Below are 26174 nucleotides of genomic sequence, written 5' to 3' on the forward strand. Positions count from 1 at the left end.
CGCCCAAGTCAGCATAACCAAAAACATTACAAGGAAGTAAAGTTATGGAAAATATCATCAATACTATCGTCGGGTATATTTGGAGTGACGCCCTAGTCTATCTTGCGTTAGGCGTCGGCATATATTTTACAATTATGACTCGTGCCGTACAAATCCGTTATTTCAAAGAAATGATTAGGCTGTTGTTCGACAAACAAAGCTCATCAGCTGGGATTAGCTCCTTCCAAGCTTTCTGTATGGCGCTATCAGGACGTATTGGTGTGGGTAATATCGCTGGGGTTGCAACAGCCATTGCAGCAGGTGGCCCTGGGGCGGTATTTTGGATGATTTTCATGGGTGTGTTAGGTGGTGCTAGCGCTTTTATTGAGTCTACCTTAGCGCAGGTATACAAACATAAGGTCGGCGATCAATATCGTGGCGGCTCCCCTTTTTATATTGAAAGAGGATTAAAGCTAAAACCTTTTGCTATCATCGTCGCTATCGTGACCTGTCTATCTTACGGCGTGTTAGTGCCTGGTGTACAGGCCAATACCATTGCGGACTCTTTTGATACAGCATTTAACATACCGCCCGTTGTAACAGGGATTATCCTTGTCGTACTATTAGGTATCATTATATTTGGCGGTGTAAAGCGTATTGCTAATTTTGCAGGAAAAGTCGTACCTGTCATGGCAATTGGTTATATCCTTATGATGGTGATTGTATTGGCATTTAACGCTCAAAATATCCCTGCAATGTTTGCACTTATCTTTAAGAGTGCTTTTGGCATGGATGCAGTGTTTGGTGGTATGGTTGGAACTGCTATCTCTTGGGGCGTACGCCGTGCTGTTTTCTCAAACGTTGCGGGTGCTGGCGAGGCGACCTTTAGCTCAGCGGCAGCCGAAGTATCACATCCTGCTAAACAAGGCTTAGTGCAAAGCTTCTCTATCTACATCGATACGGTGCTTGTCTGTACTGCAACAGCGCTAATGATTCTATCAACTGGCATGTATAACGTGGTGACCCCTGAAGGTGTAACCCTAGTTGATAATATGCCTGGTGTTGAAGCTGGCACGGCATTTACCCAAGCTGCTGTCTCCACTGTCTTTAACCAGTATGGAAGTGGTTTTGTTGCGATTGCTATCTTTTTATTCGCCTTCACCTGCTTGGTTGCTTATTACTATATTGCCGAAACTACGTTGGTCTATTTGGACAATAAACTGCGCTACCCCATTCTCAAACATGCACTCAAACTGGTCTTTTTAATCGTTTGTTTCACTGGTAGTGTTCAGTCAATCGGTATGATGTGGGCGTTAGGTGATATAGGGTTTGGTAGTATGTGCTACTTAAACTTCATTGCTATTTTACTGCTAAGTAAAGTTGCTCTAAAAGTTCTAAAAGACTACGACGAGCAGATGAAATTAGGTATAAATCCTGTCTTTGACCCTAGAAAGGCTGGAGTGGATAATGCGGACTTTTGGATAGAATATAGCAATGAGCATGGTCATAAAAAATTGCTCTAATAATAGTGCATTAGAGGTCTGCCAGTATCTACTAGTAAAAAAGTTGCTATCAACATCAAGCAGGCCTCACCTATTTATGTTAAATTGCAAAAAACCATAAGGATATTACGTATAAGATAACCATAGTATTGTATCCACTCATTTGATAGGAAGGTTGAAGATGACACTAGATAACAACGTACTACGTAAACGCACCAGCTTGTTGGGTTCATTATTAGGTGATGCTATTTCTCGCCAATCTGGTGAGCAGACGCTAGATACGATTGAGACACTGCGCAAAGGCTTTATTCAACAGCGCCGTGAGCCGAATGAGGCACATAAACAGCAGCTTATCGATTTTATTGCTTCCTTGGACAATCAAACCCTAAAAAACGTCATACGCGGCTTTTCTATCTATTTTTTCCTAGCCAATCTAAGTGAAGAGAACTACTTGCGTGAGCAACGTCATGAGCTGCGTATGCAATCGGAGCAAAGCTGGGAAGGATCGTTTCGCCGTACCTTGCTTGAATGTCGTGAACGAAATATCGAGCCCGCTCAAATGCAAGAGCTGATTGATCAGCTAAAGTTTACACCTGTATTTACGGCGCATCCTACCGAAGCGCGTCGCCGTACAACGATGAATATCTTACAAAGTCTATTCGCCCACAGCGACGCTTTAAACAACGTGTCTGAAAACAGCTTCGCCTACGAGCAAGCCAAAGAGCAAACTGCGCAAACGATTGACTTATTATGGTCGTCAGATGAAGTGCGCACGCGCAAACCATTGGTATATGACGAGATTAACAACGGCCTGCATTACTTTAACGCCAGTTTGTTCAATGCGATTCCCAAAGTATATCGTAATATCAAAAAAGCCATTGTCGATATCTATCCGGAGCTTACAGACTATCCCTTGCCTGCCTTTATGAGCTTTGGTTCATGGATTGGTGGCGATAGAGATGGCAATCCTTTTGTGACTTTTGAGACCACAGAACTTGCCGTATTGATGCATGCTGATACCGTGCTGCGTCACTATCAGGTGCTACTCAAAAAGCTGCGCCGCCAGCTGATTCATAGTGACACCATTGTCACCGTTTCACCTGACGTATATGCCAAAATCAAAAGTTATGATGAGCTCGATCAGCGTGTGTTTGACTATAACCTCGATGACTATGGCAATGAGCCATATCGTCGCCTGCTCTCTATCATTCTGACTAAAGTCAAAGCAACCAATCGCCGCATCCAAAGCAAAGGCACGGATATCGAGGCTGAAAAAGACGCCTATGCCAATCCAGAAGAATTACTAGAAGACCTGCGCATTATCCGTCAAAGTGTCAATACACACGATACGGCACACAGCGATGGATTACTGCTAGATGTCATTCGTTTGGTCAAAACTTGCGGCTTTCATTTGGCTGCGCTCGATATCCGTCAAGAGTCGTCATACCATGGTGAAGTGATCGCAGATATCTTTGCTAGTGCCTCCAACCTGCCTGATTATCAGACGTTAAGCGAAACCGAACGTCAAGAGTGGTTGACGCGCTTGCTAGAAAAACCAGGCACGCCGCTTATCTATACTGATAACCTGACAGACAAAACGCGTGAACAATTGTCACTGATGAATTCGGTCGCTACTCTACGCAAACTGGTGGGACAGGCTACTTTTGGTAGTTATGTTATCTCGATGACCAATAATGCTAGCCAGCTACTAGAAGTATTGCTGCTCATGCGGTTTGCAGGCTTATGCAGAATTGATGACAAAGGCCAGTTGTCTGCTGATTTGCCAGTTGCACCATTGTTTGAAACCATCGAAGATCTCAAAAATATCGATAAAATCTTGCCTGCCGTGTTAGACAATCCACTGTATCGTGGACTGCTACAGAACACGGACAACACGCAAGAGATTATGCTAGGTTATTCAGACTCATCAAAAGACGGCGGCATTATCACCTCTGCTTGGCAGCTTTATAGTGCACAGCAAACTATTAATAACATTGCTGAGCACTATGGTATAAAAACACGCTTGTTCCATGGTCGTGGCGGTTCTGTGAGCCGTGGTGGTGGATCAACGCACAAAGCCATTGCTGCACAGCCAGCTGGCACGCTACATGGTCAGATTAAGGTAACTGAGCAAGGCGAAGTGCTTTATGCTAAGTATGCCAATACGGACACCGCTGTGTTTGAGCTGACCATGGCGATCACGGGTACACTAAAAGCCTGCTCTACACGGTTTGTGGTACAACCGACTGAGTTGCCAGAGTATGAAGCGCTGTTTGCACGCTTAGCAGACGCAGGTGAACAACGCTATCGCGAGCTGACCGATCATACCGAAGGGTTTTATAAATTCTATTCCGAGGTGACCCCAGTACAAGAAATCTCGTTATTAAACATTGGCTCACGTCCTGCCCATCGCAAAAAAGGCCTACCAAGTAAAACCACCTTGCGAGCGATTCCTTGGGTATTTGGCTGGTCATTGGCACGCTTTACCTTACCTGCTTGGTATGGCGTCGGTAGTGCACTGGATAGCGTCAAAAAAGACGAAGCATTGATGAAAGAGATGAATCAGCATTGGCCTTTCTTTAGCGTATTTATCAGTAATATCGAGATGGCCTTTACCAAAGCCAATATGAATATTGCCGAGGCCTATAGCCAACTATGTGATGATGAGCCGTTACGCGAAAAAATCATGACATCGGTCACCGATGAATACACGCTGACCAATTCAGGATTAAACTCTCTGCTTGAGCAAGACTATTTATTGTCCAATCAGCAAAACCTTGCTTCATCCCTGCAGTGGCGAGACGCTTATCTAGATCCTATTAACTATATCCAGATTGAGCTGTTGAAGCGTGCTAGACAACAGGATACCCCGAACGATTCGGCACATGGCAACCTTAATGTAGAAGATCCATTAATCCGTAGTATCAATGCGCTGGCTGCAGGGTTACGAAATACTGGTTAGGGTAGCTTTTCGATAAGTAGCTTTCGGATAAATAAAAAGCTTATACCAATTGTCGCAAATATTAAGGCTTCGTTCGCGAAGCCTTAATATTATTCAAAACCCTTCAAAAAATATCTCGCCAGATATCAATCGCAGTTTAGTACTGCGTTGATTGATATTGCCTATTAGGTGATTCGTAATTCATTGTTTGAATAACTGATCCGAACAAGATACCGTAAAATATATTTTTACTTCATGTATATGTAGGGTCTGCTCCAATGGAAACGCCTCAATCAACACCATCTCTAGACATCGCCGTAGCAACTGACTATCAAATAGAATCCGTTGCGCTCATTGACCGCGCTATTCAAATACACTGGAATGATGGTATCGACAGTACGTATCACTATATCTGGCTGCGTGATAACTGCCCATCGGCTTTTCATCCGCACACTGGCGAGCGTAGCTTTGATTTGCTGAGTATCTCAAAAGATATCCATCCACTATCCGTCTCTTTTGATGAGACAACGCTAACGATTGAATGGTCAGAACAAGCGCATATCAGTCACTTTGAACAAAGCTGGTTACGTGAGTTTGGGTATTCTAGTGCATTGGTCAAGGACCATAGCAGTCCTTATGAAAGTTGGGATGGCACGTTTATTGACCACATCCCCATGTATGACCAGCAGAGCATCATGACCAGTGACAGTTCTTTATATGAGTGGATGAGTGCGCTGGATAAATATGGGCTTACTATCATTGATAATATGCCAGATGACTCTGATGCTGGCGTACAGACCGCCATGCGAGTCGATTATCTGCGGCAGACTAACTTCGGTATGACCTTTGATGTGATATCAGAAAAGTCACCAATCAATTTGGCTTATACCTCGCTCTCATTACCTTTGCATACCGACTTGCCAAATCAGGAGTTGCCTCCAGGCTATCAATTCTTGCATTTTTTGAGTAATGAAAGCATAGGCGGCGAATCTACTTTCGTAGACGGATTAAAGGTGTTAGAAGGGTTACGAGAAGAGCAGCCTGAGTATTTTCGCTTGCTTGCCGAATATGCCATTCCCTTTCGTTTTCATGACACTGCCCATGATATCCGTGAGCACCACCCCGTCATCAATTTAGACAACTTTGACAATATTGTCGAAATCAAATACAACGCGCATCTTGCAGATGTTTTTGATTTACCAAGTGACGTTATGTACGACTACTACCTTGCTTATCGAGAGCTAATGGCTCGATTAAAAGACAGTCGCTATAAGATTGAGTTAAAATTAGCAGCGGGTCAAATGGTGGTTTTTGATAACCGCCGAGTCCTGCATGGGCGTAACGCATTTGATGAAAACGTCGGTGAGCGTCGTCTCAAAGGCTGTTATGTTGACCGCTCAGAGTTTAAAAGCCGTTTACGAACGCTCAAAAATCAACTGGCTTAACACGATTCACAAGCTAGCTAAAGCATGGAGCACTGAGCCCACAAAAAAAGCCCCATTTCTCTTCTCTCATGTTTAGAGAGGAGAAATGGGGCTTAATATTATTCACTTACTGACTTATAGCTATCAACATAATCTTATAGTACTAATAGTGGCCTTAATAGCTGGATTCACGATATAGGGTTTTGTGTGCTTCTATCCTAAAGTCTGCAGCGCTGACAGCAGGCGCTATACCATGTGCACTGTACTTAGCTTGTATGATCTTTTCTTCCTCACGAAATAGCACATTTTGCGCTTCTTGCTTGAAGTCATGATAGCTAATGGCGGTGTCATCTTCATGACCGTCAATAACTATAGGTCTGCTAGGTTGATTTTGGCTATTCGAATGCTGTTGTACAGTCTGATTAGCATTAGCCTCTTTAGTAATATTGCTGACTGTTAAACCGTTATTAGTCGTCGACGCTTGAGATAGCGTGGAAGAAATACGGTTAGACATATAGAAGGCGGATATTAGAACAATACAGATGACACTGATAATAGCAAAAACAAGACTACGTGGTCTGATGCTTTTTGGCTCGATATCATTATTCACGTTTTCTGATTCATTCATAGTTGCGTACCGTATAATTCATATCATCAATGGCACATAACCGCGCCTTTTACATAATGATACGAATTTTATATTGTGTTGCAACAATTTCTAGTACGAACGTCTCGAATAAATTGATAGACGGTTATTTAACTTTCTGAAATGGTATAAAACATAGCCCCTTTAATCGTTGGTTTCGCGGTACAAGGTAGTCTGCGACTCCTGTCTAAAGTCCTCATAAGTTATGGCAGCTTCTTCAATATCTATAACAGTGGCATCATTTTCTGGTGTAGGAGCTTCAGAAGTTGACTCTCGCTCATTAGCAGCTGGCAGGTCCTGTCTATTGTTGTCCAAAGCATCTTGCTGAGTAGTGGCTGGTTGCGTACTTACAGGGTCAACGCCATCCGTAGTTGTTTGACTATCAGTAGACAGTACTGGATCAGCACTAACAGCTGGTGTACTGTCTGTCTCTACATTACCATCAGTGCTGTTGTCTATACTATCAACCGTAGAAGTAGATAAGACTCCTGAAAATACAAGCATTAATGCAATAGCAATCAATACGATTAAACCAATCGACATAGCCATCATGAGAGGTTTCTTGCTTTTGATCACTTTATTGTCCATGACTGGCTCTTCGATAGCTGATTCAGACACATTCTCAATTTTTAAAGGGATGTTTAAAGAATCATCATCTGATATCTCAGTTATGACAGATTCACTATGGTCAATCGTAGAGGATGACTCTGTTTGATTGCTACTATCTATATTGTTGCGATCTATATATTCTGAGGCTTCTGTATCTGCACTTACATCATTGACATCAATACTAATACTGTCGCTATCGTTAGCGATATTCAGCACATTATTTTCAGATATATTTTCAAATACTACATTTGTATCTGAAGCTTCAGAGGTAGTGTTTGCTGCTGTAGCATTTTCTGTTTCTAGCAATAATTCTTGCTCACTGCTTTGATCTTCAAACAGTTGCAACTCTTCTGTGCTCAAGGGTTCGAAAGCGGCAAGGTTCTTTGCACTTTCTAGTGTTTCAAACTCAGCCTGATCGTTCTCTTCAGAACCATGGACTCGATTAATAAAGCGTTCGTAGATGTCATTGTTATTACGCTTACGCGATTTTTGGTCAATAATTCTAGCCAATTTTTCATCAAAATCGGTGCCAGCGTCTTTTTTTTCGTCGCTCATAGAATAATACCAAACCAGTTTTTCTACTGGTGTTAAATGATTGCTAGAATGAATTTTCTTACTATAGTGTAACAGTGTTATTAGCCAACAATATAGTTGCTCGACCTATTATCTTCAAGCAAAATTTATGGGATAACGCTAATATTGATAAGAACTATTCTAAATAATATGATAAACCAACCTTAAGAACTGATCTATGTAGAGATAGCATAGACTATGACAGGCTCAATAGTATGGATTTAAAACAGCTTAATGCTTTTATCGCGGTTGCCGACTTGCGCAGCTTTAGTGCTGCCGCCACCAAGACAGGATTGTCACAGCCGAGCCTGAGTCGATTGCTAAAACAGCTAGAGACTGACATGGGTGTGGTGCTTATTGATCGTTACCACAGGCCACTACATCTGACAGAAGCAGGCAGTTTTTTCTACGATAAAATAAGCACGATATTGACCGAGATTGATACTGTGACTAGTATGACTCAGCGTCTATCAGCACCTAGCAGCGTTTTAAATATAGGTTTTGTGCCCTCAGTGCTATATGGCCTGTTGCCTGAAATCATTGCCACGCTTAAACAGTTCAGCCCTGATATCGACGTTAATTTAAAAGACATTAGCTCATATCAACAAATGGATGCCCTCAAGTCTGGTGAGATTGATGTTGGTTTTGGCCGATTTGCCCATCAAGACCCATGGATTCAGCAGATTCTGCTACGTCATGAACGCTATGTGGTGGCATTGCCAAAATCACATCCGCTTGCCAATGTACGTAAGCAACGCTTGATAGACCTAGCAAACAATCGCTTAATTTTATACCATCAAACACATTTGCCAGTATCGTCCACGGTGACGACAGAAACAGCGACCCAATCGAACGACAAGCTGTCTACAAGTAGAGTCAACCGTGCTGCTACTCATGAATCAGCATCTAGCGAGCCTATTACTGAGCCTTTACTACATCTATTTGCCCAGTATGGTATCTCACCTTTTATGACCACGACAGTCAGCGATTTGCAGGTAGCATTGGGACTGGTCGCGGCAGGAGAAGGTATTACATTGGTGCCTGCCAGCTTGCAAACCGTACGTACGGAACAGATCAGCTACCAACGTTTGGTTCATGAAAATGTCACCTCCCCTATTTATTTACACACCCTCAAAGACTTCGTACACCCAAAAATACCTAACTTGCTTACGGCCATTTATCACGTCTACGAACAGCGCGGCATTACTTATCGGCAGCAAAATTTTGTGTCACAGGCCTAAATGGGCAGATATCCGATGAATATTGTGTTATAAAGAACCGCCAAAAATAATTCATTTTAAATATTGATATTATTTTATAAGTATGCTAACTAACAAGAATAGCAATGCAAACAAATAGTAATAATAACTAGAATAATCATTCTCCTAGACAGTGTTGGTGTGATAAAGTCGATGCGATGTAAATCGTTTTATATTTAGATGGTTTGTAGGACGTTCTTTTATGATCATTGGCAAGCTGACACAGGTAGGTGATAATTTGCTGCTTTAACCATTTCGAGGTATTCATGTCCACACAACAACTCAACAACCCAAGTGCCCCTGACGATAGCGTTGCCTCGCAACAGAAGGGCTTTAGCTGGCGCATCTTTGGCCCAGGCATTTTGATGGCAACTGCTGCCATTGGTGGTTCGCATTTGATTTCATCAACACAGGCGGGTGCTATCTATGGCTGGCAATTGGCCATTATGATTGTATTGGCCAACGTGTTTAAGTATCCGTTTTTTCGCTTTGCAACTGACTACGTCTACGATACTGGCGAGAGTTTGATTGCAGGCTATGCCAAACGCTCAAAGGTATATCTTTGGGTATATTTTATTCTTTCTATCTTGTCAGCGGTTATTAGTACGGGTGCGGTCTCACTTATTGCTGCCGTAATTTTGGGCTTTATGTTGCCAGCCTCACTTGGTCTGTCGACAATGGCGTTATCTCTCATTATCGTCGCGGTCTCTTGGTTCTTTTTGATTGCAGGGCATTATAAGTTGCTCGATGGTGTGACTAAGTGGATTATGATTGCGCTTACCACGGCTACTGTTGCTGCAGTTATCATTGCTGCTGGCAAGCCAACCGTTATGGCAGTAGATTTTGTGGCGGTCTCTCCTTGGAACCTGGCCACGTTGGGCTTCATCGTAGCACTCATGGGCTGGATGCCAGCACCGCTAGAGTTTGCAGCGATTACCTCTATGTGGACCTCTGCCAAAGTCAAAGCAGATCACACCACGCATAGCCAAGGCTTGTTAGATTTTAACGTTGGCTATGCAGTCTCAGCGATATTGGCATTGCTCTTCTTATCGTTAGGTGTGTTTGTCCAGTACGGATCAGGACAAGAGATTGAGTTGGTCGGCGGTGCTTATATCAACCAGTTGATCAATATGTATACCGCAACCATTGGTGAGTGGTCGAGACTGCTGGTCGCTTTCGTCGCCTTTATGTGTATGTTTGGCACGACCATCACCTGTGCTGATGGCTATGGACGCGCTAATGCTGAATGTTGGCGCCTACTAAAAGGTGAAAGTGAAATCAACAAAAAGCAAGTCGCTTTTTGGACCACCTATGCTATCGGTGGCGGGCTAGTGATTATCACGTTCTTTACCGGACAGCTAGGCTCAATGCTTAAGTTTGCCATGATATCAGCGTTCGTCTCTGCGCCTATTTTTGGTTGGTTAAACTACTCATTGGTTAAAAAGCATAAGAAACTGTCAGCAGGTATGAATGCTCTATCTATCGCAGGCTTGATATTCTTAGCAGGTTTCGCGTTATTGTTCTTGGCCAATATGGCAGGTTTATTTGCTTAAGCTTTTTGCTTACTATAAGACTCAGCACTTAACAATCTTATTTAAGCGAAACATAAGCCCTAATAGCCTAGCTGTTGGGGCTTTTTGATAGGTGTCGTTAAATTAATGAAACAATAGTCATGAAGTAGCAAACTTAGTAATTGTAACTAAATGTAAAAACCATAACGTTCTAGAAGCTGCAATTTTAAGTAATATGAATACTTATCATAGGAAATTACCAATAACTGCATAATGCTATTTGTATTATGAATACTATTAAAAATAATACATTCAATTATTATTTAAATTAAATACCAATCAAGAACCCAAACTTTTCAGGCATGAATAATTGAGTATAATCAGCTACAACAATTAGAATATTCTCCCTCCATGTAAGGATTATCACATGACTTCATCTTCAGCTGGCGCGCGCTTTCGCAGTGCCCTCACTCAAAAAAACGATAACAAACAACCATTGCAGATTGCAGGCGCTATCAATGCCTACACAGCAATGATGGCGACCCAAGTTGGTCATCAAGCGTTGTACCTTTCTGGTGCAGGCGTAGCAAACGCCTCATTTGGTTTGCCTGATCTAGGCATGACCAGCCTTGATAATGTCTTAGAAGATGCTCGCCGTATCACCGATGCCGTTGACACACCGCTATTGGTTGATATCGATACTGGCTTTGGTGGCGCGTTTAACATCGCCCAGACCATCAGAAAGATGGAAAAAGCAGGCGTCGCGGCGGTACATATCGAAGACCAAGTGGCACAAAAACGTTGTGGTCATCGCCCTAATAAAGAAATCGTTAGTATCTCAGAGATGGTTGATCGTCTAAAAGCGGCGTTGGACGCAAAGACTGACCCTGACTTTGTAGTGATGGCTCGTACAGATGCCCTATCAGTAGAAGGTTTGGACGCTGCTGTTGAACGTGCCGTCGCATTTCAAGAAGCGGGCGCAGATATGATCTTTGCAGAAGCGCTGACCGATATCGAGATGTATCGTAAGTTCACTGATGTACTCGATATTCCAGTACTAGCAAACATGACAGAGTTTGGTCAGACAGATCTATATACCACTGATCAGTTGTATAGTGTGGGTGTCGAGATGGTGCTATATCCACTATCCGCTTTCCGCGCTATGAACAAAGCAGCATTGAACGTTTATCAGCATTTATTAGATGATGGTACACAAGACAAAGTCGTTGATACCATGCAGACTCGTATGGAGCTCTATGATTTCTTGAACTATCATGAGTTTGAGCAGACACTAGACAAGCTATTTGCTGATAATAAGTAGTTAATAACTAATAATTGCCAAGTAGCAACGCCGAAACGATAAACCACCTCTGTGTGCTTTATCGTTTCAAAACCCGTCTTCATTTACCTTTAGGTTATTTATGCCATTTTCTACTGCTCATACGGTTGTCAAATCCTCACTACTTAGTAGCACGCTTGCGGCGCTGTTATTCATGACAGGCTGTGATAAAACACCAGAAACCGTCGACGATACTACCAGTGATACGAGCGAGACTGTGGTTAGCGAAAGCGAAGCTGCACCTTCAGAGACTGATGCTCAAAATGACTTGATCATGACGACGATTACATTAGATACCGTCAACAGCCTATTGTTTGCACCAATTATCAATAGCGGCGCGCTCAGTGAAGAGCAAGTCAGCTGCCTCGAGTCACGCGACAAAGGTTTGGGTAAAGCGGAAGTCGATCGTTTTTATAAGAGTCAGTTTACTGATGCAGAGTTAAAAGAATTAGATGATTTTTATACGTCGGATGTGGGTAAAAAATTACTTGCTTTTGGCAATGAGCAATTGCGCGTCATGAATGGCGAAGAAGTAGCAACGCCAATGGCTGACCCTACCCCAGAAGAAATGACTGAAATTCAGACATTTATGGAGTCACCACTAGGTGCCAAGTATATGAAGATCAATAATGCAGAAGGCGAAGGCAGCGCAATGGAAGTCTTAAATGGCCCTATTGAAGCTGAGTTTGAGCGCTGTAAGGTCGATTTAGACGGCCCACAGCCTGAACAGCCTGCATAACGCTAAACTGGCGCTATAGTCAGTCATTAACCAATAAATTTATTATCAGAAACACCGTTTTCACTCAAAAAAGCTACCAACAAAAGGAATGTAAACATGGCAGCACAAAACCCATCAACAAAAGTATTGTCAGGCGCAGGTCTACGTGGACAAGTCGCTGGTAAAACCTCTCTATCTACCGTTGGCAAATCAGGCTCTGGTCTGACCTATCGCGGTTATGATGTATCAGAACTGGCAGATAAGTGTATTTTTGAAGAAGTGGCTTATTTGTTGCTATATGGCAACTTGCCTACTCAAAGCGAGCTTGATGCCTATCAAGCTAAGCTCAAAAGCTTACGCGGCCTACCACAAGCGTTAAAAGACGTGCTTGAACGTATCCCAGCTGATGCGCATCCAATGGATGTGCTACGTACGGGCTGCTCTATGCTTGGCAACCTTGAGACCGAAACTGATTTTGCTCAGCAAAACGACCAAACTGACCGTATGCTAGCGGCCTTCCCATCGATTATCAACTATTGGTATCGTTTTACCCATGACAATGTACGTATCGAGACCGATACAGATGATGCCACTATTGGCGGACATTTCTTACATTTGCTCAAAGGCGAAAAACCAAACGAGCTACACGAAAAAGTGATGAACGTCTCGCTTATCCTTTATGCAGAGCATGAGTTTAACGCGTCGACCTTTACCGCTCGTGTGTGTGCATCAACCTTATCTGATATTCATTCTTGTATCACTGGTGCCATCGGTTCATTACGTGGTCCATTGCATGGCGGAGCGAATGAAGCGGCTATGGATATGATTGAAGGCTTTAGCTCACCTGATGAAGCTGAAACCGAGATGATGGGTATGCTGGCTCGTAAAGACAAAATCATGGGCTTTGGTCATGCGATCTATAGCGAGTCAGATCCACGTAACGTCGTGATTAAAGGCTGGGCTGAGAAACTGGCCGCTGACGTGGGTGATGAAGTGCTATACCCCGTATCGGTACGCTGTGAAGAAGTCATGTGGCGCGAGAAAAAACTGTTCTGTAATGCTGACTTTTTCCATGCGTCTGCCTATCACTTCATGGGTATTCCAACCAAGCTATTCACCCCTATCTTTGTCTGTTCACGTCTGACTGGTTGGGCCGCTCACGTGTTTGAGCAACGTGCTAACAACCGTATCATTCGTCCAAGTGCGGAATATACTGGTGAAGAGCTGCGTCCTGTACCAGATATGAGTGCTCGTTAATTTTTTTGAGATAGAAGCTATGTAGAGTGTAACGATTTGATGCACTCTACCATTACTTTTAAAGCATTTGAAATACTATGATATTTAACGGCACTTTCGATATCAAATCGGCATTAAAAAATGAACCACTTTTTTATATTTGGGAATCTTGTGCCAATAAAAGTACAGATTTTAGGAAAAATTTCACAGACGAACTTGAAAAAGAGCTTTATATAGATCATCCATTATATGGGCTTGAAGTCGATATTATTGCACGGCACGCAAGTGATAACTGTTTGTTTAAGATTACTCATTCAAACCAAGTCTGTGTTGTACATTTAACTTGGAAGCAGGCTACGGAAATCTCTCCTTACCCATTAACACAAATATATGAAAGCTTAGATGATTGGTATGAAACAGACTATATCCCCGATTTTTTTGACATATTAGGTGTGCCAAGTGATTTAAGTTTTTTTGAACAAAATGTGATTGGTTATGCCATTGGCTTGATTGGCAATAAGGACTTTGAAAACTATCTATATACGCTAGAGCGCACCGCCTGCCAATTAACAGAAGATGAATATCTGACTTTCATTGCTTTAGATTTCAATAATAAATTCGAAGTGCTAATCGCATTTAATCAATGGTTTAGAAAAAAATTTAACGATGCCAGATATGATCTATTAGAAATGAACAAAAGGTTCAACAAGTAACTATAAACTGAATATCTATCTTATTTTTAATAACAACATTTGTATTCCAACCAGCCAACCGCCAAAGGTGACTTATGGACAACGCCCTAGTACAACCAATGAACGATGAATTCAAAAAACCACTTCCCGGTACTGACCTTTATTATTTTGACACCCGTGAGGCCGTCGAGAGCATCGAAGCAGGCGCGTATGACAAGCTACCATTTTGCTCAAAAGTCTTGTGCGAAAACCTAGTACGCCGTTGCCCACCAGAAGAGTTAACCGATGCTCTGAAGCAGCATATCGAAGGCAAGCAAGATCTAGACTTTCCTTGGTACCCTGCCCGCGTCGTTTGTCATGATATCTTGGGTCAGACGGCCTTTGTTGATTTGGCAGGTTTGCGTGATGCTATCGCTGAGCAAGGCGGTGATCCGTCCAAGGTAAACCCTATCGTGCCAACTCAGCTTATCGTTGATCATTCATTGGCCGTTGAGCATGCAGGCTTCGAAGACGATGCGTTTGAGAAAAACCGTGCGATTGAAGAGCGACGTAATGATGACCGTTTTCACTTTATCAACTGGTGTCAATATGCCTTTGACAATGTAAACGTCGTACCGCCTGGTAACGGCATCATGCATCAGATCAACCTAGAGAAAATGTCACCTGTCGTACAGGTCGTGCACAACAAATCCGGTGAAGAAGTCGCTTTTGCCGACACCTTAGTTGGTACTGATAGCCACACGCCGATGGTCGATGCACTAGGCGTGATTTCAATTGGTGTTGGCGGTCTAGAAGCCGAAAGCGTCATGCTGGGTAACCCATCCTATATGCGCCTACCTGATTATGTGGGTGTCAAGCTCACTGGCAAATTACAAAAAGGCATCACTGGTACGGATCTCGTACTGGCGATGACTGAGTTCTTACGCGACGCAGGTGTGGTCTCTACCTATATCGAATTCTTTGGTGACGGTGCACGCCAGCTAAGTGTCGGTGACCGCGCTTCTATCTCCAATATGACACCTGAATATGGTGCCACTGCCGCGATGTTCTATATCGATGAGCAAACCACTGACTATCTACGTCTGACTGGTCGTTCTGAGGAGCAGATTAAATTGGTTGAACAATACGCCAAGCAAACGGGTCTATGGGCTGACGGCATGGAAAAAGCAGAATACGCACGCGTCCTTGAGTTTGATTTGTCATCAGTCGGTCGTAATATGGCAGGTCCTTCGCGTCCACATGCCCGTGTATCGACTACGGACTTGGTTGCCAAAGGTATCGCTCATGGCACTGACGAGAAACTGCCTGAACCAAAAGACGGTTTGATGCCAGATGGCGCAGTGATTATCGCTGCTATCACCAGCTGTACCAATACTTCAAACCCACGCAACATGGTAGCCGCAGGTCTTGTCGCTCGTAATGCGAATGCCAAAGGCTTATTACGTAAACCTTGGGTGAAGTCATCATTAGCACCAGGCTCAAAGACCGTTAAAATGTATCTAGAAGAAGCAGGGCTGATGCCAGAATTGCAAGAGATTGGCTTTGACGTAGTCGGCTTCGCTTGTACGACCTGTAACGGTATGAGCGGTGCGCTAGACCCTGACATCGAAAAAGAAATCATCGATAATGATTTATTTACGACGGCAGTGCTATCCGGTAACCGTAACTTTGACGGCCGTATCCATCCGTACGCTAAGCAAGCATTTTTGGCATCACCGCCACTGGTTATCGCATATGCCATCGCTGGTAACATCCGTTTTGATATCGAAAAAGACTCATTGGGCAAAGACCAAGACGGCAATGACGTCTATCTAAAAGACATCTGGTTTGATGATGATGAGGTGGATGCCATTGTTGCTTCTGCTGTTAAGCCTGAGCAATTCAATGCCGTATATATCCCAATGTTTGATGAAGCCAAGAAAGATACGGGCAAAGCGTTAAGCCCATTGTACGACTGGCGTGAAATGACCACTTATATTCGCCGTCCGCCTTATTGGGAAGGTCAAATGGCAGCGATGAACAAACTAAAAGGTATGCGTCCGCTTGCCGTATTAGGTGATAACATCACAACCGATCATATGTCGCCATCAAATGCTATTCTTGGCTCATCAGCAGCTGGCGAGTATTTGGACACTATGGGCTTGCCTGCCGAAGACTATAACTCATACGCGACCCATCGCGGCGACCATTTAACCGCGCAACGTGCCACCTTTGCCAACCCTAAACTATTGAACGAAATGGTACGCGATGAAGATGGCGAAGTTGTCCAAGGCTCACTGGCGCGCGTCGAACCAGAAGGTCAAGTCATGCGCATGTGGGAAGCGATTGAGACCTATATGAACCGTGAGCAGCCGCTTATCATCATCGCAGGTGATGGCTATGGTCAAGGCTCAAGCCGTGACTGGGCTGCCAAAGGCGTGCGTCTCGCTGGCGTAGAAGCCGTCGTCGCTGAGGACTTTGAGCGTATTCATCGTCAAAACTTAGTTGGCATGGGCGCGCTGCCTTTACAGTTCGAGGAAGGCACGACTCGCCATACGTTAGATATCGATGGCACGGAAACCTTTGATGTCACAGGTGAAGTCTCTGCTGGCGGGTTGATGACTCTAGTGATTCATCGTGCCGATGGTAGTACCACTGAGACGCACATCATTTGCCGCCTCGATACGGCTGACGAAGTCAAAATGTACAATGCTGGCGGTATGCTACAACGCTTTGCTAAAGAGTTTATCGAAGGTACGCTTGATATCGTCTAAGGCTATCCTGTAGGTTTCAGCGTGATAAGCAGTAAAGTATAAAAGTCGCCGATGTTGTATAACTTTATATGACATCGGCTTTTATTTGCTTTTGCGTTCCATACACTGAGTTTTGTCACTTACTCCTAAGTACTATATATTAGCTAAATATTGAGTTTACTTAATTAATGGCGTAATATGTACCATATATTGTACAAGTTATGCAAAATGTCATGAAAGGAGTAAGCCATGAGAGTCGTTAGTTTTTCAGAAGCCAGAAAGCACCTAAAATCTGTCCTAGACACGGTAAACGATGATGCCAATGCCACTATAGTGACCCGCCGTGACGCTGATGATGCCGTTGTGATGTCGCTTGATTACTATAATAGCCTGATGGAAACCGTCTATCTGCTAAAATCTCCTGCCAATGCAGCGCACTTAGCGGACTCTATTGCCCAATATAAAGCTGGCAAGACGGTTACGCGTGAGCTAATTGATACGGTAGAAGATAGTGATAAAGGTGATGGTAGCAGCGATAATAATGAGCATATGGATGGCGATATTGAAAGTGCTTGAACTCAAAGGCTTTAATCAATGCAAAGGGTCTAACAATGAGTGAACAACTAGCATGGACAGATGCTGCGTGGAAAGACTATCTGTACTGGCAAACACAAGACAAAAAAACACTCAAACGTATTAACAAACTCATCACCGAATGTAAGCGAAATCCGTTTGAAGGCATTGGCAAACCTGAACCCCTAAAAGAAAACCTATCCGGATTTTGGTCAAGACGCATTGATGACGCCAATCGATTGGTATATGCCGTCGATGATAATTATCTGACGATTATCTCTTGTCGCTATCATTACTAGATCTTCGAAAACTTTATCTATTAAAAAAGAGTGACTTAAACATGGCTGATTACAATAGTGAAGAGTATGAATATAATTTGAAAATTAGGTTGGAGATACTTAAGAAAAAAATAAACGATGGAAAAATTAAAATTGCTCCCCATCTGATTGATGATTTCAAGAGCAGTATCGAGAACATTCAATATTCAGAAGATGGGGGTGTAATTTTAGATACAGTCGATGGTCGTATAAGATCTATGGCATTGGCTGTTAGTCATCTTGACGAAAGAAATAAACTAAAAAATAAATACTCATTGTCTGATATTCAAAATCATTACTTTCAGATAATAGAAAGTGCATTTAAGGGTATTTTCAATAAAATGCTTGAGGAAAATATAAATGCACATCAAGTAGCATCTCTCTACTCGTCTAATAGTAAACTTATCAAAAATGTAGCTCCGCAGATTAATACTTTTATTAATAATTTATATGAGTTTTGGAAAAATGTTGGTGATATTGGTTGTTGGCACCTAGAGGATAGTATTGATAATTTGAACGGAATCTACGGTGGTGATCTCTTTCCTTCATATAGTGAAAATATAGCTTCCAAGTGTGGCATTTATACAGATACTCTTGCTTTACCAGACCCTTTCGTGCGATCTAAATATGTACTCGAGAATTCCGATGATGCAACTAGAGTGTACTATTTTATAAAGCATGGTTTGAACGTCCTAAAATATAAAGATTTAGCATGTATAGATTTAGCATATCCTATCGTTGTTATTTTGCCAGATATGCAAATTCTTGAAGAAGACGATGGAAGAAATATTTTTAGGATCTTAGGGAGAAATGACGCTATTATTCATGCTCAAAATATGTTTGAAACTAACTTTTCAAGTGAGGAAGATCTGATTGATTTCTTGAGTGATTTCAAAACCATAGAAGATTTAGAAGATAAAATAATAAACAAAGACAGAATATTATTTGATACTGAGTGGAATGGAACCTTCAGAGATAACTTCAATAGATATAAAAAGACAATACCAGAAAATATTCTTATAGGAACAACTCCAGGCAACATATTGCACTCACAAATAGTTAGCAGGATGGCTATTAGTAATGAGCTACTACTTAAGTCAAAACAGTTATCAGGCGTCCCTATTATTGAGGCGCCAACATCTTGGAAGTATTTTAACTGGAAATTAGAGTACGACTCTCTAAGAGCTGAAAACCACTATTCAGTTGAGGGTTTACATATTTTGAAGGGTTTAGATGATTTGTCTCATACAGATATGCCTTGGATTGGAGATATACCTCCAGAATCGCTGATAGAGTTAAGAAAGCAAGGAGCTTTACACGAGATACGGGATATGTTGGGTGATAGTGTTCAAAATCTTATCGAAACCAATCCAGAAAATTTCAATGCAACTCGTGATCAATTGCATAAGAATATCGATAACTCTTTAAGTGTGCATAGAAAGAAGCTAGAAGAACTTAGACAAAAAAAATGGAAGTTTGCAGGCCACGATATCGGATCATGGATTGTGATGGGGGGAATTGAAGTAGCGGCAGCTTTGACTGGAACTCCATCATGGGGATTAGGTTTGTTTGCCGCCAACCAAGTTCTCGATGCGCCGAAATTGAAAGAAATTCCTAGTATTTATAAAGAAATATCAGCTGAGAGTGCAGCTATCAAGAAGTCACCTGTCGGTTTATTATTTAAAGCAAGTAATAAAAACTTATAAAAGGATCCTAACCATGACGCCAGCCCCACAAATATCCGTTCCGGCTACCTATATGCGCGGTGGCACTTCAAAGGGGACGTTTTTTAAACTGTCTGATTTACCTGAACAATGCCAAGTCGCTGGCGAGTCGCGCGACAAGTTTTTGCTACGTGTCATCGGTAGTCCAGATCCTTACGGTAAGCAAATTGATGGTCTTGGTAATGGTAGCTCTAGCACCTCAAAAACGGTTATTTTATCGGCCTCCTCTAGCTCAGATCACGATGTAAACTATCTGTTTGGACAAGTTAATATTGCCAAGCCTATGATTGATTGGGCGGGTAACTGTGGCAACTTAACCGCAGCGGTTGGTGCTTGCGCCATTAATATGGGTCTGGTCGATGCTGATAAAATTGCTCATAGCATCGATGACAATGCAGATAGCGGTATTTGTGAAGTGCGCATTTGGCAAGAAAATATCGGTAAAACGATTATTGCGCATGTTCCAGTCTATAAAGACGCGAATGATAAAGTACAAGTTCAAGAGACGGGCAACTTTGAATTAGATGGTGTAACCTTCCCAGCGGCTGAAGTCAAAATTGAGTTTATCGATCCTGTAGATGCCACCAGCGACATGTTCCCTACTGGTAACTTGGTCGATGACTTTGATGTGTCAGGCTGCGGTCTAGAGGCTGATAGCGTCAAAGCTACTTTCATTAGCGCAGGTATCCCAACCATCTTTATGAAAGCAGAAGATTTAGGCTTTACGGGTACTGAATTACAAAGCGACATTAATAGCGACAGCGAGCTACTTACCAAACTTGAGAGAATCCGTGCCACAGGTGGTGTGGCGATGGGATTATTTAAAGACGTGAGCGAGGCACAGACCAGCCAACATATTCCTAAAGTCGCTTGGGTAGGTGCAGCGCAGAGCTATACCGCCTCTAGTGGTAAATCGGTCGATATGGACGAGATTGATTTGGTCGTACGTGCTATGAGTATGGGTCAATTGCATCACGCCATGATGGGTACAGCAGCCGTCGCTATTGCCGCCGCGGCAACCACACAAGGCACAATCGTCAATCAAGCAGCAGGCGCTGGCGAGCTGACAGAGGTGCGTTTTGGTCACCCATCAGGTACATTGCTCGTCGGCGGTAAGACCGAACTGGTCGATGGGCGCTGGCAAGCCAAAAAAGTGTCGATGAGCCGCTCAGCAAGGCGTATTATGGTTGGTGAAGTTTTTGTGCCAGCGGATGCATTTTAAGCGTAGCCATGGCTTATTTTAATTTGCGATAGAGTTTTATGCCAACATCTCCCCAATCCCGCCGTGTACAGTTAGACAAGAAACCTCCCGTCGAAAAAAGAGAACGGCGGGCGCTGCTGTGGGATATTCTAAAAAAACTGGCGGTATTTGCTAAACCTTATCGCTTGCTGATCATCGCCACCTTAGCGCTGACTGCCCTAGGCTCCTTTACCGCGCAGGTCAATGCGTTTGTACTACGTTATACCGTTGATACGTTAACCGAAATTGCCACGCTTGCTGAGCCATGGCAGGCGGGTTTACGTATGTTAGGTATTATCAGCGCGGTCTTGCTAACTAAAGAGATCCTGTCGATATTTATCTCTTTTGGTCAGCGTTTTTTTGGTGAAAAGATTCGTATCAACTTGTCGCGTGATCTGTCTCAAAAAATCATTGAGCGCATCCTTACTTACCGGATGGCGTTTTATACCAGTAGTGAAAATGACAGTGGTAAATTGCAAACCCGTATCGATTACGGGGTTAGCAGTCTTACTAGTCTGGTACAAAACTTCTTTATCGACATGCTACCGCTATTTGCCAATGCGATTGTGGCACTTATCATCATGTTTTCGACCAATTTTTGGGTTGGTATGGTCGGTCTTATTATCATACCTATTTACTTTTTTATCAGCCAAAAGCAAGCACGCCGTTTGCAAGGGTTTCGTCGGCAGATGCGTGGGTTTCGAGAAGCAAAAAGCGGTTTGGTGATCTCTTTGATTAATTCGATCAGTGTGGTGAAATCCTTTGTCCGTGAATCTATCGAGGCTGAGAAACACCTAGCCATTCAAAAGGAAATGACCGACAATCAACTACGCATTCGCAGTATTGGCTTTATCTATGATGCCATCAAAACCTTTATCGAGCAGATTGGTGTGGTGGTTATCATCCTTCTCACCGCTTATTTTGTCCTACAAGGTGAGATGACCATTGGTATGATTCTTTTTCATGTCATGCTATTTCAAAATGTCGCCGCTCCTATCCGTCAATTACACCGCATCTACGACCAGATAAATAATGCATTGACCTATGCCGAAGGTTTTTTTGATATTTTAGAAGATGATAAACAAGTCGAAAACATCGATGGCATCAGTAGCGAAAACCTCAAAGGCCATATCGAGCTTAAAAACGTTGATTTTTCCTACCCGAATGGCACACAAGCGCTAAAAAACGTCAGCTTTACTATCAAGCCCAATCGTATCACCGCGTTGGTTGGCCTTTCTGGCGCTGGCAAGAGCACGATTATCAATCTACTGGTCAAGTTCTATGCGCCAGACGCTGGTACGATTTGCCTAGACGGGCATGATTTGGCAGACTGTGATACCCACGAGTTGCGTCAGCGCATCGGCCTAGTACTACAGAGCAATCATATTTTTTCGGGTACGATCAGTGAAAACATCCGCTATGGGGACATGAATGCTAGCGACGATGACATCATCGTGGCTGCAAAAAAAGCCTCTATCCACGAGCAGGTCATAGGGTTAGCTGATGGCTATGAGAGCACTGCTAAGTCATTATCAGGCGGTCAACAGCAGCGTATCGCGCTGGCAAGGATGTTCTTAAAAGACCCGCCCATTGTATTTTTGGACGAGCCGACAGCCAGTCTAGATGCTATAGCCAGTCAACAGGTCAAAAAAAGCCTTGATCTGATCAAAAAAGACCGTACCGTCATTATGGTCTCACACAATATCGCTCAAATTATCGATGCCGACGATCTCGTAGTGATAGAAAATGGCGAAGTGGTTGAGACAGGTACACATGAGGAACTTTATGCCCAACGCGGCAAATACTTTGAAATCTTTAGCGCCATGTCTGATAGTTTAAATTTGGACAAGATCAGTCAAACTATCAATGGTTGATAAGTGGTTAAATAGTAGTATCATAGAGCAATTTTATATACCGTCTTTAGAGTATCAAAATGTTATATCCATATTAAGGAATAGACAAGAATGGCACAATCAATAGAACCCAATATTGCGGATTTAGCGAATGGTTGGCTTAAAAACTATAAATTAGACTATAAATTAGAACAAGAGTTTTTAAATACCGAGATAGAAAAAGCGCTGTCTGATTACTTTACTAAAAATGGTGGAACAGGTGCAAATCGTCCTGATGCCAAGTTATTATTACAAGATAAAAACTTGAATTATTTCCCAATACTTATCGAGTATAAAGGTTACAAGGGAAAGTTAGTAAAACTCAACACCGACGATCAAGTTGAAAATCAAACTGCTAAAAATCAGCCAAATTTTAAGAATATTAACTCATTCGCAGTGAATGGCGCAGTACATTATGCTAACGCCTTATTACATCATACTAGTTACACCGATATTATCGCTATTGGTATGACAGGCTATAAAGATGAAGCTGGAGAGATACAGCATGAAATTGGGGTCTACTATGTTTCAAAAAGCAATCTCGGCGCAGGGCAAAAGGTTGGCGAGTTTTCAGATTTATCATTTTTAGCCCCTCAAAACTTTGATAGCTTTATAGAAAAAGTAAAAACACTAACCCTATCACAAGCAGAAATTGATAAGTTAAAAGCGCAAAGAGAAAAAGAAATTGATACGAGTTTAGTCCGACTTAATAATGATATTTACCAAAATGAAAAAGGACTGGGAGAAAATGACCGCGTTTATTTGGTTGCAGCCTCAATCATCGCAACTCTCGGCATACCAGGAAAAGTCACTCCACTTGAAAAGTCTGATTTAAAGTCTTCTATCGAAGAAGGTAACCGTGATGGCGATATCATCCTAAGAAAGATAAAGGCTTTTTTGAATGAAAAAAAGATACCTAAGGAAAAGAAAGATCTGATTGTTAGAACATTAGAGAATACTTTAACCACAGAAAACATTAATAAAGTTATTGGTGGTGAAAGTCAGCTCAAGCGAGTGTTTACTAAAATTGTCGATGACTTAGGCATATATTATAAGATTGGTTTGACCACTGACTTTACAGGTAAGCTATTTAATGAGATGTACGGCTGGCTTGGTTTTTCACAAGATAAGCTCAATGATGTTGTTCTCACGCCGTCTTATGTAGCAAATTTATTGGTCAAGCTGGCTCGCGTCAATAAAGATTCTTATGTGTGGGATTTTGCTACGGGTTCAGCAGGACTATTAGTCGCTGCAATGAACGAGATGCTAGACGACGCTAAGCGCACTATTACTTCACCTGATGAGCTGGTACAAAAAGAAATCCTAATTAAAGCGGAACAACTGCTAGGGTTAGAATTACTATCAAGCGTGTACATGCTCGCTATTCTTAATATGATTCTAATGGGTGACGGTAGCTCCAATATCTTAAACATGGATTCATTAGCTGATTTTGATGGTAATTATGGTTTTGGCAAAACTGAGGATAAATTCCCTGCCGATGCGTTCGTACTTAACCCGCCCTATTCGGCAAATGGAAACGGCATGAATTTTGTAGAGCGAGCTCTTAGCATGATGAATAAAGGCTATGCCGCTATTATCATTCAGAACTCTGCTGGATCAGGAAAAGCCAAAGACTACACTAAAAAAATACTGACTAAACATACGCTAATCGCCAGCATCAAAATGCCTATAGACATCTTTATTGGCAAAGCAAGTGTACAGACTCAGGTATATGTCTTTAAAGTTAATGAGAAACATCATAAGGATGAAATGGTAAAATTCATTGATTTCTCAAACGATGGTTACACGCGCACCAATCGTAAAAAGGCGAGCAATAACCTAAAAGATACCAATCAAGCCAAAGAGCGTTATGAAGAGCTGGTCAGCCTAGTGCGTTTCGGTAAAAGCAAGCTCAATATTTTCACTGAACAAGAGTATTATGAAGGCACAATTGACCCAAATAATGGTGCAGATTGGAATCAATCCGCCCCTATTGATACCAAGCCTACTCTACAAGACTTCAAACATACGGTCAGTGAGTATTTAGCGTGGGAAGTGAGCAACATCCTCAAGCATCAAAATAAAGAGGATGACGGGCTGGGAAAGTAGAGACCTCACTTAATGAGCAGATAGAAAATGTTGAGTGGGGTGAGTTTAGAATTGGTGATTTGTTTGAGATCGAGTCATATAAAAAAAGATTTGACTCTAATAAAGTAAATATTTTAGATAACGGGAAATTTCCATATATTGTGAGAATGGGTTCAAGCAATGGGCAAAAAGGATTTATTAACGAAGATGAATCATTTTTGAATGATGGTAATACCATATCTTTTGGACAAGATACTGCAACGATGTATTATCAAGAATTCCCATATTTTACTGGGGATAAGATAAAAATAGTAAAATCAAAAGATAAAAGATTTAATAAAAGAAATGCACAGTTCTTTTTATCAACAATGACAAAGTCTTTTAGCTCTTTTTCTTGGGGTGCTTCTAGTTTTAGTGTAAAAGTTATTGAATCCCAAAAAATAACCCTTCCTATTAAAAATGGTAAACCAGATTTTGATTTTATGAACAGTTTTACAACCACGCTTGAAGCTGAACGTATGACAAATCTAGACGCTTATCTGTCAGCCACAGGATTAAAGAATTACATCTTGACGGCTGACGAACAACAGGCGTTAGATAATTTTGAGCAGGGTAAATTAAATTGGAGCGAGTTTAAATTAGGTGAATTATTCAATATAGAGCCTACAAAATATTACCGACTTAAAAACGATGAAATAATTTCTAAAGTTGGGAACATACCATTAATTTCAAACTCTTCAACAGATAATGGAGTAATGGGCTTCTCTAACTTAAAGGCTTTAAATAAAGGAAATACATTAACTTGCTCTGATACCACCTCAGGATCAGAAACTATGTTTTATCAAAAAAATGATTTTATTGGTTATTCTCACATTCAAAACTTAACACCAAAATTCGAATCATTTACAGGTAATCTTGCTTTTATGATTATTTCTACCTGCAGGCTTTCAACCTCCGGAAAATATAATTATGGTAGTAAATTTAATCGCACAGCAATGAGGAATACCTTTATTCAAATGCCCTCTAAAGATGATATTCCAGACTACGCATTGATAGAAATCTTAATTTCGGCTATCAAAAAGCTAGTGATAAAAGGTGTGGTGCTATACACTCAAGCCAAAATCACAACCTCTAAAAGTGAGCGTAACAGCGACAACGATCAGTTATGCTTGTTATAAA

18 protein-coding genes and 1 pseudogene are annotated in these 26174 nt (G+C 42.1%); 17 read left to right on the forward strand and 2 right to left on the reverse strand.

The features are described from left to right. Positions 1 to 44: 44 nt before the first annotated feature. The 3 genes from FQV37_RS06460 to FQV37_RS06470 all read left to right on the forward strand — a co-directional run bounded on the left by FQV37_RS06460 (position 45) and on the right by FQV37_RS06470 (position 5867). Positions 45 to 1502 carry an alanine/glycine:cation symporter family protein gene (locus FQV37_RS06460; protein WP_160021745.1) on the forward strand — a complete coding sequence of 486 codons (1458 nt, stop codon included), beginning with the start codon at positions 45 to 47 and terminating at the stop codon, positions 1500 to 1502. A 160-nt stretch (positions 1503 to 1662) separates the two neighbouring features. Continuing rightward, positions 1663 to 4443 (forward strand): phosphoenolpyruvate carboxylase, encoded by a 2781-nt coding sequence (gene ppc / locus FQV37_RS06465; protein WP_160021746.1) that lies wholly within the window; start codon positions 1663 to 1665, stop codon positions 4441 to 4443. A gap of 257 nt (positions 4444 to 4700) precedes the next feature. Then, positions 4701 to 5867, forward strand: a complete 1167-nt coding sequence (locus tag FQV37_RS06470; RefSeq protein WP_160021747.1) for a TauD/TfdA family dioxygenase — start codon at positions 4701 to 4703, stop codon at positions 5865 to 5867. Between the two features lie 154 nt (positions 5868 to 6021). Here the strand turns inward: FQV37_RS06470 and FQV37_RS06475 are convergent, their stop codons facing one another. Next, positions 6022 to 6474: a hypothetical protein gene (locus FQV37_RS06475; RefSeq protein ID WP_160021748.1), complete on the reverse strand. Its 453-nt coding sequence runs from the start codon at positions 6472 to 6474 to the stop codon at positions 6022 to 6024. A 162-nt stretch (positions 6475 to 6636) separates the two neighbouring features. Then, positions 6637 to 7656, reverse strand: a complete 1020-nt coding sequence (locus FQV37_RS06480) for a hypothetical protein (protein ID WP_160021749.1) — start codon at positions 7654 to 7656, stop codon at positions 6637 to 6639. A gap of 233 nt (positions 7657 to 7889) precedes the next feature. Here FQV37_RS06480 and FQV37_RS06485 point away from each other — a divergent pair, with 233 nt between their 5' ends. The 14 genes and pseudogenes from FQV37_RS06485 to FQV37_RS14145 all read left to right on the forward strand — a co-directional run bounded on the left by FQV37_RS06485 (position 7890) and on the right by FQV37_RS14145 (position 26173). After that, positions 7890 to 8915 carry a LysR family transcriptional regulator gene (locus FQV37_RS06485; protein WP_160021750.1) on the forward strand — a complete coding sequence of 342 codons (1026 nt, stop codon included), beginning with the start codon at positions 7890 to 7892 and terminating at the stop codon, positions 8913 to 8915. A gap of 284 nt (positions 8916 to 9199) precedes the next feature. Then, positions 9200 to 10486 (forward strand): NRAMP family divalent metal transporter, encoded by a 1287-nt coding sequence (locus tag FQV37_RS06490; protein WP_160021751.1) that lies wholly within the window; start codon positions 9200 to 9202, stop codon positions 10484 to 10486. Between the two features lie 385 nt (positions 10487 to 10871). Further along, positions 10872 to 11765: a methylisocitrate lyase gene (prpB, locus tag FQV37_RS06495; protein WP_160021752.1), complete on the forward strand. Its 894-nt coding sequence runs from the start codon at positions 10872 to 10874 to the stop codon at positions 11763 to 11765. Between the two features lie 100 nt (positions 11766 to 11865). Continuing rightward, complete coding sequence (locus tag FQV37_RS06500) at positions 11866 to 12522, forward strand: DUF2059 domain-containing protein (protein WP_160021753.1); 657 nt, start codon at positions 11866 to 11868, stop codon at positions 12520 to 12522. 96 nt (positions 12523 to 12618) lie between these two features. Continuing rightward, positions 12619 to 13758 carry a bifunctional 2-methylcitrate synthase/citrate synthase gene (gene prpC / locus FQV37_RS06505; protein WP_160021754.1) on the forward strand — a complete coding sequence of 380 codons (1140 nt, stop codon included), beginning with the start codon at positions 12619 to 12621 and terminating at the stop codon, positions 13756 to 13758. 77 nt (positions 13759 to 13835) lie between these two features. Further along, positions 13836 to 14450, forward strand: a complete 615-nt coding sequence (locus tag FQV37_RS06510; RefSeq protein WP_160021755.1) for a hypothetical protein — start codon at positions 13836 to 13838, stop codon at positions 14448 to 14450. Positions 14451 to 14548: 98 nt separating this feature from the next. Then, complete coding sequence (gene acnD, locus FQV37_RS06515) at positions 14549 to 17182, forward strand: Fe/S-dependent 2-methylisocitrate dehydratase AcnD (protein ID WP_167514305.1); 2634 nt, start codon at positions 14549 to 14551, stop codon at positions 17180 to 17182. A gap of 228 nt (positions 17183 to 17410) precedes the next feature. Then, positions 17411 to 17671 (forward strand): annotated as a pseudogene (locus tag FQV37_RS06520) (type II toxin-antitoxin system Phd/YefM family antitoxin); the annotation flags it as partial. Between the two features lie 101 nt (positions 17672 to 17772). Beyond that, positions 17773 to 18033, forward strand: coding sequence for a Txe/YoeB family addiction module toxin (locus FQV37_RS06525; protein ID WP_037025847.1), 261 nt, complete (start codon positions 17773 to 17775; stop codon positions 18031 to 18033). A gap of 41 nt (positions 18034 to 18074) precedes the next feature. After that, a complete protein-coding gene (locus FQV37_RS06530) occupies positions 18075 to 19757 on the forward strand; it encodes a hypothetical protein (RefSeq protein WP_160021758.1) in 1683 nt (560 codons plus the stop codon). Positions 19758 to 19770: 13 nt separating this feature from the next. Then, positions 19771 to 20997, forward strand: coding sequence for a 2-methylaconitate cis-trans isomerase PrpF (gene prpF / locus FQV37_RS06535; RefSeq protein ID WP_160021759.1), 1227 nt, complete (start codon positions 19771 to 19773; stop codon positions 20995 to 20997). A 38-nt stretch (positions 20998 to 21035) separates the two neighbouring features. Then, positions 21036 to 22889: an ABC transporter ATP-binding protein gene (locus tag FQV37_RS06540; protein WP_160021760.1), complete on the forward strand. Its 1854-nt coding sequence runs from the start codon at positions 21036 to 21038 to the stop codon at positions 22887 to 22889. Positions 22890 to 22979: 90 nt separating this feature from the next. Beyond that, positions 22980 to 25016: an HsdM family class I SAM-dependent methyltransferase gene (locus FQV37_RS06545; protein ID WP_160021761.1), complete on the forward strand. Its 2037-nt coding sequence runs from the start codon at positions 22980 to 22982 to the stop codon at positions 25014 to 25016. A 20-nt stretch (positions 25017 to 25036) separates the two neighbouring features. After that, entirely contained in the window at positions 25037 to 26173 is a 1137-nt protein-coding gene (locus FQV37_RS14145) for a restriction endonuclease subunit S (RefSeq protein ID WP_277342686.1), read from the forward strand. Position 26174 lies beyond the last annotated feature (1 nt).

Origin of the sequence: Psychrobacter nivimaris (assembly GCF_009812035.1) — a bacterium.
Classification (GTDB): domain Bacteria; phylum Pseudomonadota; class Gammaproteobacteria; order Pseudomonadales; family Moraxellaceae; genus Psychrobacter; species Psychrobacter nivimaris.